This window comes from Nocardia sp. NPDC059229 (assembly GCF_042754165.1).
Lineage (GTDB): Bacteria > Actinomycetota > Actinomycetes > Mycobacteriales > Mycobacteriaceae > Nocardia.
Genome location: NZ_JBHZAK010000002.1, coordinates 134,593 through 148,861 on the forward strand (window position 1 = coordinate 134,593; position 14,269 = coordinate 148,861).

The window sequence follows — 14,269 nt, forward strand, 5'->3', positions numbered from 1 at the left end:
CCGCCAGAACTGCTGATAGCCATGAGGAGGCGAATTGTGACTGCAGACGCGCTCGACGATGCGATTGCCATCGTCGGTATGTCCTGCCGACTGCCCGGAGCGCCGGATATCGATTCTTTGTGGCGGCTACTCGATGGGGCCGGGGATGCGGTGAAGTCCGTCTCGCCGAGGGGGTTGCCGGATCGCTCGCCGGAGCCGGGCACAGTGGGCGGATTTCACGCGGGAGTAGTCGAGGATGTCGACCGATTCGACGCGGAATTCTTCGGCATCACAGCGCGTGAGGCCACCGCGATGGACCCGCAACAGCGTTTCGTGCTCGAGTTGGCATGGCATGCGTTGGAGCACGCTGCATTCGTGCCCGGGAGCTTGGTCGGCGACCGAGCCGGTGTCTTCCTCGGCGTCTGCAGTGACGACTACGCGAAGCTCGGCATTCGCCGGGGCACGGATTTGATCGATCAGCAGACCTTCACCGGTCAGCACCGGGCGCTGATCGCCAATCGGGTGTCGTATCTGATGCGGTGGCGCGGTCCGAGCCTGGTGGTCGATACAGGGCAGTCGTCCTCATTGGTTGCTGTGCAGATGGCCTGCGAGAGCATCCGATCGGGTAGGTCGACGCTTGCGCTGGCCGGCGGCGTGCAGCTGAACTTCGTCGCCGACGGGTTTGTGGCGGCGGAGCGTTTCGGCGGCCTCTCGCCGGATGGCCGGTCCTACGTATTCGATTCGCGAGCCAACGGTTTCGTTCGTGGTGAGGGCGGAGGACTGGTTGTTCTGAAGGCGCTGCGGCAGGCCCTGGCCGACGGCGATCGAGTGCACGCGGTGATCCGCGGCGGCGCGATCAACAACGACGGCGGTGGCTACAGCCTGACGACACCAAGTCGTGACGCCCAGGCAGAGCTGCTGGGTCGAGCCTACGAGCTGGCGGGCGTGGATCCGGCGCAGGTTGCGTTCGTCGAACTGCATGGCACAGGTACACCGGTCGGTGACCGCATCGAGGCCGAGGCACTCGGAGCCGTGCTCGGACGATCCCGGGCGGGTGGTGGAGCACCGTTGCCGGTCGGCTCGATCAAGACCAACATCGGTCATCTCGAGGCCGCCGCCGGGATCGCAGGTCTGTTGAAATCCGTTCTGTGCCTGCGGGAACGGCGTCTGGTTCCGTCGTTGAACTTCGAGGCTGCCGGGCCCGCGCTCGAGCCATTGGGGCTGACGGTGAATGCCGAAGCACTGTTGTTGGATTCGGCGAAGCTCTTCGCAGGCGTCAGCTCCTTCGGCGTCGGCGGCACGAATTGCCATGTCGTGCTTGCGGCCTGGGACGACGTCACCGAGCAGCACCATGGGGATGAGACCGAGGTGCCGGCGCTCGTGCTCTCGGGCCGGACCGAGTCGGCGGTTCGGGCCCATGCGGCGAGTATGGCCGCTCACTTGCGGGCGCGACCCAACACGCGGTACATCGATATGGCCTTCACCTTGGCAAGTGCCAGAACACACTTCGGCCATCGAGCCGTGGTCGGCGGAACCGGCGAACGGTCGGCGCTGCTGAGCGAGCTGGATGCACTCGCAGCCGGAACCGTCGAGGTGACAGCCGCGCCGGCGCGGAAGCGCCCGGTCTTCGTCTTCCCCGGCCAAGGCGCGCAGTGGGCGGGTATGGCCGTCGGTCTACTCGAATCGTCCCCGGTATTCCGGAAACAATTGCGCGAGTGCGCGACAGCGCTTGCCCCTTACATCGACTGGTCGCTCGAGCTCGCCCTCGCCGACGAGGCCTTGATGGAACGGGTCGACGTGGTGCAGCCGGTCCTGTGGGCGGTGATGGTCTCGCTTGCGGCACTGTGGCGTTCGTACGGGATCGAACCCGCGGCGGTGGTGGGCACCAGCCAGGGCGAGATCGCGGCAGCGTGTGTCGCGGGTGGCCTGTCGATCGAGGACGGCGCCCGCATCGTGGCTCTGCGTAGCCGACTGCTGACCGCACTACACGGCCGCGGTGCCATGGCCTCGATCGGACTGCCGGCTGAGCAGGTCAGCCAAGAATTACCCGCCGGTCTGTCGGTGGCGGTGCTCAACGGGCCGTCCTCGACAGTTGTCTCCGGCGACGGTGCCGCGATAGCCGATTTGATCGCGCGGTGCGAGTCCGCCGGGGTTCGAGCCCGTCGGATTCCGGTCGATTACGCCTCGCACTCGGCCCACGTGGCCGAGCTCGAGGACGAACTGCTGAAATGCCTCGACCCGATCCGTCCGCGCCACAGTCGGATTCCGTTCTATTCGACGGTGGTGGGCGCGCCGATCGACACCACCGAACTGACCCCGCTCTACTGGTATCGCAACCTCCGCCGGACGGTGCGCTTCGAGCCTGTCGTGCGCAGCCTGCTCGACGACGGTCACCAGGCGTTCATCGAGATCAGTTCGCATCCGGTGCTGGGAATGCCTCTCGAGGAGACCATCGAGGCGACGCGATCGCAGGCGGTGGCCCTGACCAGCCTGCGTCGCGGCAGCGGCGATCTCACCCGTATATATGCGGCGATCGGCGAAGCTCACGCCAGCGGTGTGTCGGTCGACTGGAACGCGGTATTCGACGGCACCGGCGCTCGGTTGATCGATCTTCCCGGCTACCCCTTCCAGCGCCAATCCTATTGGCTGGGATCAGCATCCGTGCAGGAGCCGATCGGTTACGAAGGCTTCGCTTCGGCGCTTGCCAGATTGCCGGAATCCGAGCGCGACCAGGCACTGTCCGACTTGGTCGTCGGCCGTGTGGCAGCGGTCCTCGAACTGGCCGGACCCGCTGACATCGATCCGGAAACAACGTTCCAGGACCTGGGATTGGACTCCGCTCGCGCGGTCGAACTGCGCAATATGTTGAGCGCCGCCATCGGCGAGCGCTTGCCGACGACACTCGCCTATGACCGCCCCACACCGATGGCCGTGGCGGACTATCTCCGGTCGCGAGTGTCCGGCGTGCCCGCGCCCACCGAAAGCGAGCCGGTGACCGTGCCGGCCGATGAAGATCCGGTCGCCATCGTGGGTATGGGATGTCGCTTACCTGGAGGGATTGAATCTCCTGACCAGCTCTGGGATTTCGTCCTGGCGGGCGGTGACGCGATCGTCGCGTTCCCCAGCGATCGTGGTTGGGATGCCGACCTGCCGACCGCCACGAGGTTCGGCGGTTTCCTGAACCATGCGGGCGAATTCGACGCGGATTTCTTCGGCATCTCCCCGCGCGAGGCGCTGGCCATGGACCCGCAGCAGCGACTGACACTCGAAACCACCTGGGAAGCGATGGAGCGTGCCGGGATCGACCCGATGCTGTTGCGCGGCAGCAGAACCGGTGTCTACATCGGCACATTCGGTTACGACAATCAGGTACCACTGTCGGCCGCGGATGCCGAAGGCGTTGCCGGGCACCGGATGACCGGTACCGCGGGCAGTGTGCTGTCCGGGCGGATCGCGTACGTCTTCGGTCTCGAGGGGCCTGCGGTCACTGTCGATACAGCCTGCTCGTCGTCGCTCGTCGCGCTGCACCTGGCCGCGCAATCGCTACGCGAGGGGGAGTGCTCACTGGCGGTCGTGGGTGGGGTCACGGTGATGTCGACTCCCGAGACCTTCCTGGAATTCAGCAGACAACATGGGCTCGCTCCTGACGGCCGATGCAAGGCGTTCGGTGACGGCGCCGATGGGACCGGCTGGGCCGAGGGCGTCGGCGTACTGGTGATCGAGCGGCTCTCCGACGCGAGGCGAGCAGGGCACCCCGTGCTGGCTGTCATCCGCTCATCGGCGATCAATCAAGACGGCGCGAGCAATGGGCTCACCGCACCGAACGGTCCTGCTCAGGAGCGGGTGATCCGCACTGCATTGGCGCGAGCCGGACTCTCTGCCGCCGACGTCGATGCGGTCGAGGCGCACGGGACCGGCACCCGGCTCGGCGATCCGATCGAGGCGCATGCGCTGTTGGCGACCTATGGTGCCGGGCGTCGCGCGGACCGTCCGCTGTGGCTCGGCTCGGTCAAATCGAACATCGGCCACACCCAGGCGGCGGCCGGTCTGGCAGGTGTGATCAAGATGGTTCACGCGATGCGAGCCGGCGTCCTACCGCGCACATTGCACGCCGATGTGCTGTCGACACACGTGGATTGGGATTCCGGCGCGGTGGAAGTGCTGCGCGAGCAGCAACCGTGGCCGCAGCGGGAACGCGCCAGACGAGCAGCCGTATCCGGATTCGGCATCAGCGGCACCAACGCACACGTCATTCTCGAGCAGGCACCCCCGCCGGTCGTCGCGCTCCGAGGAGATGCCGATGATCTGCGTACTGCGCCGCTACCGTTCATGTTCTCGGCCCGAACGGGGTCGGCGCTGCCCGCTCAGGCCGCAAGGCTACTCGAGCACCTCGACCGGCACGAGGATCTCGATCTCGTCGACCTGGCGTATTCGCTGGGTAACACGAGAGCCGTGTTTCAGCACCGGCGAGTGGTTTTCGCCTCGGATCGAGCAGGATTGCGCAGCGAACTCGCGGCGCTGGCCGACTCGGGGATTCAGGCACGACAGTCCGGCGGTGCCGGGCGAATCGCCTTCCTGTTCACCGGTCAGGGCAGCCAGCGGGTGGGAATGGGGCGGGAGCTGTATACGGCGTTCCCCGTTTTCCGCAAGGCATTCGACGAAGTGGTCGCGCATTTCGATGGGCCGGTCGCTGAGATCGTGTTCACCGATCCCGAGGGGGTCCTCGACCGTACGCGGTGGACGCAGCCGGCGCTGTTCGCGGTCGAGGTCGCGCTCTACCGGCTGGTGATCTCACTGGGCGTGCGGCCGGACTATCTCGTGGGCCACTCGATCGGTGAATTGGCGGCGGCTCACGTAGCCGGCGTGCTGTCGCTGGCCGACGCGTGCCGTCTGGTTCAAGCGCGAGGCCGTGCGATGCAGGCGCTGCCACCCGGCGGCGCGATGGTGGCGGTGCGCGCCGCCGAGGAGGAGGTGCGCGCGGCGATCGACGGACTCGACGAGGTCGGCATTGCCGCGGTGAACGGGCCGCGCTCGGTGGTGCTTTCCGGTGCCGAAACCGAGGTGTTGCGGCTCGGAGAGCGATGGCGCGGCAAGCGATTGCCGGTCAGCCATGCATTCCACTCGCCGTTGATGGACCCGATGCTGGACGAATTCCGTTCGGTGGCAGAACAGTTGGAGTTCTCGCGACCCACTGTCTCGATGGCCGGGCGGGTATGGGACCCCGAGTACTGGGTCGATCACGTCCGCGATACGGTCCGCTTCGCCGAGCAGGTCCAGTGGCTGCGTGAGGAGGGTGTCACCGCATATCTGGAGGTGGGTCCGGATGCGACGCTCATCGCGATGGCCGGCGAGAGTCTTCCCGGGGACGAACAGGCGCTGCTGGTCAGCGGGCTGCGACGGGGGCGCGGCGAGGTGGATACGTTCCTCGCCGCGCTGGCGGAGTTGTACAGCGCCGGGATCGATGTCGACTTCGGGACGTTGTCGGCTGGTGGCCGGTGTATCGAGTTGCCGACGTATCCCTTTCAGCGGCAACGATTCTGGTTGTACGCGGGAGACACTGGCAGACCGTCGGCGTTGGGTTTGGCCGAGGCGGCACACCCCTTGCTGGGTGCCGAGGTGGAGATCGCCGACACCAGTGGCACGGTGTTCACCGGGTTGCTGTCCTTGGCGCGGCATCGCTGGCTGGCCGACCACGTGGTCGCGGGCAATGTGCTGCTGCCGGGGACCGCGTTCGTGGAACTCGCATTGTGGGCGGGAGCCCGGGCGGGCGCGCCGAGCGTCGGCGAGCTGATGCTCGAGGCTCCACTCATCTTGTCCGAGAACGACACTGTGCAACTGCAGGTGTTGGTCGGTGATCGTGTGCAGGACGGAACCAGATCTGTCGCGATCCATTCGCGCATCGCCACCGAGCCGTGGATACGGCATGCGGTCGGGATACTCACGGCGGAGGTCTCGGCGCGACTGAGCGATCCGGGTGAATGGCCGCCGTCCGAGGCTGACGAACTCGATATCGACCTGCTATATGACCGGCTCGCCGACGCGCGGCTGCAGTACGGACCGGCCTTCCGGGGCGTGCGCCGGGCCTGGCGCCGGGGCGAGGAACTGTTCGCGGAGATCGACCTGGATTCGACGGAGGGCGACAAGTTCGCGGTGCACCCCGCGCACCTGGATGCGGCACTGCATGTCGCCGTATTCGCCGGGACCCTCGGCGACGGTGACACCACCCGGCTTCCCTTCGCGTGGAACGGGATTCATCTGCACTCGGCGGGGGCGAGCAGGCTACGGGTGCACGTGCGCCCGGCCGGCGCGGAGGCGATCGCGTTGACGGTCACCGACCCCGGCGGTCGGCCCGTGGTCTCCGTGGACTCCTTCGCCACGCGCCCGGTGACGGCGGGGCAGCTGCGGGCCTCGGCGCACCGGGACTCGCTGTTCGCCATCGACTGGCAGAATCTCCCGGTCACCGCAGTGAACGCGACGGTCTCGGTGGTGGGCGGCGAACTCGCCCGACAACTGCGGGCGGCAGGGATCGACGTCACCGAATACGACGATTTCGACGCAGTGACCGCGGTTCCGGACCGCCTGCTGGTCGAGAGCCGTTCGGCGGCATCAGTTCTGGCAGCATGTCAGCGATGGCTGGCCGACGAGGCTTTCGATTCCGCACAGCTGGTGTTCGTCACCTCCGGCGCGGCTGCCGATCCGGCGCTGGCGGCGATCTGGGGGCTGGTCCGCTCGGCTCAGACAGAGAATCCGAACCGCTTCATACTGCTCGAACTCGATGGCACCCGCGAATCGTCTGTCCTGGTCTCCGCGGCGGTCGCCTCCGGCGAGTCCCAGCTCTCGATACAGGCAGGGACGCTGACAGTACCGCGCCTTACCCGACCTCAGCTGTCTGCCGGCGCGAGCTGGAATCCTGACGGCACGATCCTGATTACCGGCGGCACCGGAGCACTCGGCGCGCTGGTCGCTCGTCATCTGGTCGCCGAGCACGGGGTCCGGCACGTCCTGCTGGCCAGCCGGCGGGGGCTGCAAGCGCCCGGCGCGGGCGAGCTGTCAGCGGAACTGACCGGGCTCGGTGCGCGCGTGACCGTCGCGGCGTGCGACATCGCGCACCGAGCAGAAGTGACGCGATTGCTCGCCGACCTTCCCGACGATCTGCCGTTGACCGGAATCGTCCATGCGGCAGGAGTTTTGGACGACGGAGTGCTCGCGGCGCTGACTCCCGATCGACTTGCCGCGCTGTGGCGGCCCAAGGTCGAAGCCGCATTGCTGCTCGATCAACTCACCCGCGATCTGGATCTGAGTGCATTCGTTCTGTTCTCCTCGTACGCCGCGACTTTCGGTGCTGGCGGGCAGGCCGGATATGCCGCAGCCAATGCCGGTCTCGACGCATTGGCGCGTCGCCGGGCCGCTGCCGGCCTACCCGCGACGGCCTTGGCCTGGGGGCCGTGGGCGGATGCGGGTATGGCCGCCGAGAGCCTGACCGAAGCGGACTGGGCTCGGCTGTCTCGCTGGGGGATCGCTGCCATGAGTCCCGCGGACGGGCTGGCGCTGCTCGATACGGCTGTCGCGGCCGGAACAGCCAATCTGGTGCCGGTTCGACTGGAAATGTCGGCCCTGCGCTCGAACCCTGATGAGCTGCCGGACATTCTCGGTGCGCTGGTTCGGCGGTCGGTGCGCGCCGCAGCCCCGGTAGCCCCGGCGAACGTGGCCGAGGGCGGACTGGACAGTGTCCTCGAGTTCGTCAGCGAGCAGGTTGCGGCGGTTCTCGGCGCCACGGGCAGCGCGGCGGTCGATCCCGACCGCACCTTCCAGGAACACGGGTTCGATTCCCTCATCGCGGTCGAGTTCCGCAACCGTCTGCAGCAGCTGGCCGGGATCCGGTTGTCTCCCACATTGATCTTCGACTACCCGACCGTGACCGCCCTCGCCGAGCAGCTGCTGATCCAGCTACGGCCGCCTGCCGTCGACCCGGCGCAGCGACTGTTCGCCCAGCTCGGTGAGTTCGAAGTGTCTCTCGCAGAACTCGACTCGGATCCGGCAGCCCACGCCGAAGTGATGGACCGGCTGCAAACCCTGCTGTCGCGGGCGCAGCGAGGCACGGGTGCGGCCGGCGGTCCGGCGCTCGACACCGCCACCGACGACGAACTCTTTCAGCTCATGGACGGAGGTTACCGAGCATGACGACGGTACCCGTAACGGACGAACGACCCATATCCAACGAAGCCAAACTCCGAGACTATCTGCGGCGCGCCATCGCGGACGCACAGCGAGCGACGGAGCGGGTTCGTGAATTGGAGGAACGGGCCGGCGAACCGATCGCGATCATCGGGATGAGTTGCCGCTATCCGGGCGGCATCGAATCACCAGAGGACCTGTGGCAGTTCGTCGCCGAGGGCCGCGACGCGATCGACGGGTTCCCCGCCGATCGCGGCTGGGACCTGGAGCGCCTGTACGACCCGGATCCGGACAGGCTCGGCACGTCGTATACCCGCTCGGGCGGATTTCTCAGCGGCGCTACACAATTCGATGCCGAATTCTTCGGGATCTCGCCGCGCGAGGCGCTGGCGATGGATCCACAGCAGCGGTTGCTGCTCGAGGTCGGCTGGGAAGCTGTGGAGCGGGCAGGCATCGATCACACCGCTTTGCGGGGCAGCCGGACCGGGGTGTTCGCCGGGCTGATGTACCACGACTATGCGGCCGGCATCCGTCGCCCGCCGGCGGGTGTCGAGGGCCAGCGAGTGACCGGTGGCGCGGGCAGTGTGCTGTCGGGGCGCGTCGCATTCACCTTCGGGTTCGAGGGGCCGGCCATCACTTTGGACACGGCCTGCTCGTCATCGCTGGTCGCGGTTCATCTCGCATCGCAGTCGCTGCGTCAGGGCGAGTGCACTCTGGCTTTGGCGGGCGGGGTGACCGTGATGTCCACGCCGGAGACCTTCATCGAATTCAGCAGGCAACACGGTCTTTCCGCGGACGGCCGCTGCAAATCCTTCGCCGACGCTGCCGATGGTACCGGCTGGTCCGAGGGCGTCGGAGTCCTGGTGTTGGAACGGTTGTCGGATGCCGAAGCCAACGGCCATCGGATTCTGGCGGTCATCCGGGGATCGGCGCTCAACCAGGACGGGGCCAGCAACGGCTTGACCGCGCCGAACGGCCCCTCCCAACAGCGCGTGATCCGCCAGGCGTTGACCAATGCCGGTCTGTCGCCCCGAGACATCGATGCCGTCGAAGCACACGGCACCGGGACGACGCTCGGCGATCCCATCGAGGCGCAGGCGCTGATGGCGACCTACGGCCAGGACCGCGAGCAGGACGTGCCGCTGTGGCTCGGTTCGGTGAAATCCAACCTCGGACACACTCAGGCCGCGGCAGGAGTCGCGGGCATCATCAAGATGGTGCTCGCCATGCGGCACGGGGTGCTGCCACGAACGTTGCACGTGGACAAGCCGACTCACCATGTCGACTGGGGATCGGGTGCCGTGTCGCTGTTGACCGAACCGGTGGCATGGCCCGAGACCGGCAGGCCCCGGCGGGCGGGTGTCTCGTCGTTCGGGATCAGCGGCACCAACGCACATGTCATTCTCGAGCAGGCCGCTCCGGAGCCCGGGCCCGCAGCCCCGACGGGACCGGCGGCGCTCGAGGTGCTGCCGTTCGTGGTCTCGGCCAGAACAGAGGAGGCATTGGCCGCTCAGGCCACCCGTTTGAGCGCGCTCGACCCTGAGACCGGCCTTGCCGAGTTGGCCTACGGGTTGGCTACCGCTCGCTCCGCGCATCCGTGTCGGGCCGTGGTCGTCGCCGGCGATCGGGCCGATCTTCTCGACGGGCTGACCGCTGTCGCAGCCGGTCGACCAGCTCCCAATGTTGTTCGCGGAGCTGCTGTCCGGCAGGGCGGCCTGGCGTTCCTCTTCACGGGGCAGGGCAGCCAACGCGCCGGTATGGGCCGCGAACTGTACGCGGCGTTTCCGGTTTTCCGGGCAGCCTTCGACGAGGTGTGTGCCCATTTCGAGGGCCCGGTCGCGGCAATAGCTTTCGATGACACCGAGGGTCGGCTCGATCGGACCGAGTGGACCCAACCTGCTCTGTTCGCGATCGAGGTCGCTCTGTTCCGACTGGTGACATCGCTCGGGCTGCAACCTGATCACCTGGTCGGCCACTCGATCGGAGAGCTGGCCGCCGCTCATGTGGCGGGTGTCCTGTCGCTCGCCGACGCCTGCCGACTCGTGCAGGCCCGTGGTCGGCTGATGCAGGCATTGCCGCCAGGTGGCGCGATGATGGCGCTGCGCGCCGGCGCCGAGGAGGTGTCGGAGGCGATCGCCGGGCTGGACGGCATCGGCATCGCCGCGGTGAACGGGCCGGAGGCCGTGGTGATCGCCGGTGTGGAGACGACAGTCGTGAGGGTCGGAAAGCTGTGGAGGGGAAAGCGTTTGGCGGTCAGCCACGCATTTCATTCGCCGCTGATGGAGCCGATGCTGGCGGAATTCCGGACCGTCGCGGAATCACTGTCGTACTCCCGGCCCTCGATCGCCATGTCGGGCCAGGTGTGGGAACCCGAATACTGGGTCCGCCATGTCCGCGAGGCCGTGCGCTTCGACGAGGAGATGCGCTGGCTCAGTGAAGCGGGAGTGACCTCGTATTTCGAGTTGGGTCCCGACGCCATCTTGACGGCGATGGCAGCCGATTGCCTACCTTTCGACCACGGATCGGTACTGGCCTCTGCTCTGCGCCGCGGCCGCGGTGAGGTCGCCGCGCTGCTGAGTGGCCTGGCGCGATTGCACAGCACGGGTTCTCGTGTCGATTGGGCGGCGGTGATCGGTGAACAAGTTCCGGCCGAGCTGCCGACCTACGCCTTCCAGCCGCAGACATTTTGGCTGAGCGCCGAATCCGATGACATGGCGACGAACTCGGTGCACTCGTTGCTCACGGCGAGCATCGAACTCGCCGACGACGGCGGGCTGCTGGGCATAGGGACCCTGGGACCGAGGAAATCGCCGTGGCTCGCCGACCACAAGGTCTCCGGCGCTGTTCTTCTGCCCGGTGCCGCGTTCGCCGAACTCGCCCTGTGGGCGGCGGCCGAGATCGGATGCAACCTGGTCGAGGAACTGACTCTCGAAGCGCCGCTGCTGCTTTCCGAGTCCGGCGACCGGCGGCTGCAGGTCCGGGTCGGCCCCTCCGACGGGGGCCGCACTCCGATCACGGTGTATTCGCGCGGCGACCGGGATACGAGTTGGATCAGGCATGCCGCCGGAACACTGGCGGTCGCGGATGCCGCGACCGAGGAGGCCTGGGCTTGGCCGCCAGTCGGCGCCGAATCGGTGGATGTACAGGCACACTACAAGCGCTTGGCGGACCGTGGCCTCGAATACGGGCCGGGATTTCGCGGGTTGCGCGCAGCATGGCAGCTCGGTGAACACGTTTACGCCGAGGTCGGAATCGACCACGACACAGAGGGGTTCGGCATTCATCCGGCCCTGCTGGACGCGGCATTGCACGCACTGCTGTTGCAGACCGATCAGGAAGTCACGCTGGTTCCGTTCTCGTGGCAGGACGTCCGCTTGCACGCTCTCGGCGCGAATCGCTTGCGTGTGCGGATAACTCGCAACGCCGAGAATTCCTTTCAGCTGACCGCCGTCGACCCTGCCGGCGCGCCGGTGCTCTCGGTCGGCGCGCTCACCGTGCGACCCTTGGACACCAGCCGGTTGCGCGAGGTGGTCACGCACGACTCTCTGTTCGAGTTGACCTGGCAGCCGATCACTCTTCCGGCGGAGCCTGCCGAACACGACACCCTGCTGTATGTCATCGGGTTGTCCGCGCGGGAGAACTTCGCCGAAGCGCATGAAGCCGTGCGGACGTGGCTTGCCGACGAGCAAGCCGTCGATCAGCGGCTCGCCATCGTGACGCGCGGCGCGGTCGCGATCGGTGAGGAGTCCGCCGACCCGGAGGTGTCGGTGATCTGGGGGCTCGTACGGTCGGCCGAGGAAGAGAACCCGGGACGATTCGTATTGATCGATCTCGACGATGCCGAGGCGTCCACCGAGGTCATCGCTCGGGTGTTGGCTACGGACGAAGCACAGATCGTGCTGCGCGCGGGGGCGGCGTACGTTCCTCGATTGCGGCGGGTCCCCGCAGACCGTCTGGTGCCGCCGGTAGGGCCATGGAGACTCGACGCACCGGTGCGTGGCACGCTGGAGAACCTCGAACTGGTGCCGGCGCCGCAGGCGCTGGCAGCTCTGCAGCCCGGTCAGGTGCGCGTCAGTGTCCGGGCCGGTGGCCTCAATTTCCGTGACGTCCTCTTCGCCCTGGACATGTACCCCGACGAGATGGTGCTCGGCGGCGAGGGTGCGGGCATCGTCACCGAGGTCGCGCCCGATGTCGGTCGGCTGCGTGTCGGTGATCGGGTCATGGGTCTCATCCCCGGAGCCCTCGGTCCGATCGCGGTGGTCGACCACCGGATGCTGGCACCGATGCCCGACGACTGGACGTTCACCGAGGCGGCAGTCGTGCCGATTGTGTTCCTCACGGCCTATTACGGGCTCGTCGATCTGGGGCGCTCGAGTGCTGGGGAGTCGGTTCTCGTCCACGCCGCCGCAGGGGGAGTGGGTCTGGCAGCAGTCCAGTTGGCCCGCCACCTCGGCGCTGAGGTCTACGGCACGGCCAGCCACGGAAAGTGGGACGTATTGAGGGAATTCGGGCTCGATGATGAGCATCTGGCATCCTCGCGCACCCTCGACTTCGCCACGCACTTCCCGAAGGTGGACGTGGTGCTCAACTCGCTGGCACGCGAGTACGTCGACGCCTCCGCCGGCATGCTGCGGCAGGGCGGGCGCTTCATCGAAATGGGCAAGACCGATCGCCGGGCCGGCGACGACTTCGACGTGTTCTATCAGGCCTTCGACCTGATGGAGGCCGGGCTGGATCGGATTCAGCAGATGCTGACCGAGTTGCTCGAGCTGTTCGCCGCCGGAACGCTGCGACTCCCACCGATCAGCACCTGGGATGTGCGCGAGGCCGGTGCGGCGTTCCGGCACCTGTCCCAGGCCCGCCACGTCGGCAAGGTCGCGCTGGTCATCCCACGCGTACTCGATCCCAACGGCACTGTCATCGTTACCGGTGCGACCGGCGCGCTCGGAAAGCTGACCGCCCGGCATCTGGCGTCCGCACACGGTGTGCGGCACCTGATGCTGGCCAGTCGCAGCGGCGCGGACGCGCGGGGATTCGCCGAGTTCGAGGCCGAGTTGCGGGCTCTGGGGGCTGAAGTCACCGCTGTGGCGTGCAATGTCAGCGACCGCGATTCGGTAGCGCGACTGATCGGTTCGGTGCCGGCGGCGCATCCACTCACCGCGGTCGTGCACTCCGCAGGTGTGCTCGACGACGGGATCGTCACCGCGTTGACCGCCGAACAGGTCGATCGGGTGTTCGCCGTGAAGATCGATGCGGTGCGGCATCTGCACGAGCTGACCAGGGACCTCGACCTGGCTGCGTTCGTGCTGTATTCGTCCGTGACGGGCACCCTCGGTGGGGCCGGTCAGTCGAATTACGCCGCCGCCAACGCCTACCTCGACGCCTTCGCGCGATGGCGGCAGGCTGCCGGTCTGCCGGCGCTGTCGCTCGGGTGGGGCCTGTGGGATGTCGACGGCAGCATGGCCGGTGATTTGAGTGCCGCCGACCTGGCACGGATCAAGCGCGGCGGTATCGAAGCGCTGAGTGCCACGGAGGGTATGGAGCTTCTGGATGCGGCCCTGGTTCGCGGTGAACCCGTACTGCTGCCGGTGAAATTCGACCTTGCGGCGTCACGCACGGCAGCGGTTCCGCCTGCCTTGCGTGACCTGATCGTCCCGACGCGCCGCCGTGCGGCGGCTGTCGAGTCGGCCAGTTCGGAACGCTCCCTCGCGGATCGGCTCGAGGGGCTTGCTGTCGCGGAGCAGGGTCGGTTGCTCCTCGACATAGTGCGGACCGAGGTGGCTTTCGTGCTCGGTCATGCAAAACCGGAGGCGATTTCTGTGGCCGCCGAATTCCGCGCTGTCGGTTTGGATTCCCTGACCTCGGTGGAGTTGCGCAACCGACTGGGTGTGGCGACCGGACTGAGGCTGCCCGCCACCCTCATCTTCGATCATCCGACGCCGGAAAGGCTGGCAGCGCACCTGCATTCGGAGTATTTCGCCGCGCCCGACGCGGCGCCGGACATTGTCGCGGGCGCTGTGCCGGTGACCGGCGAGTCCGAATTCATCGATGCCATGGATGCCGACAGCCTGATTCACATGGCGCTCAACGGGCAAGATTCCTAGGAGAGACCCCG

At 67.2% G+C, this 14,269-nt stretch carries 1 protein-coding gene and 1 pseudogene; both read left to right on the forward strand.

Going from position 1 to position 14,269, the window contains the following annotated elements:
- The first annotated feature begins 36 nt into the window (after positions 1 to 36).
- The gene (locus ACFXHE_RS06935; RefSeq protein WP_379380665.1) at positions 37 to 8,160 is read left to right on the forward strand and encodes an SDR family NAD(P)-dependent oxidoreductase; all 8,124 of its coding nucleotides are present in this window, start codon (positions 37 to 39) and stop codon (positions 8,158 to 8,160) included.
- Between the two features lie 44 nt (positions 8,161 to 8,204).
- Positions 8,205 to 14,258: pseudogene (locus ACFXHE_RS06940) on the forward strand (SDR family NAD(P)-dependent oxidoreductase); the annotation flags it as partial.
- Positions 14,259 to 14,269 lie beyond the last annotated feature (11 nt).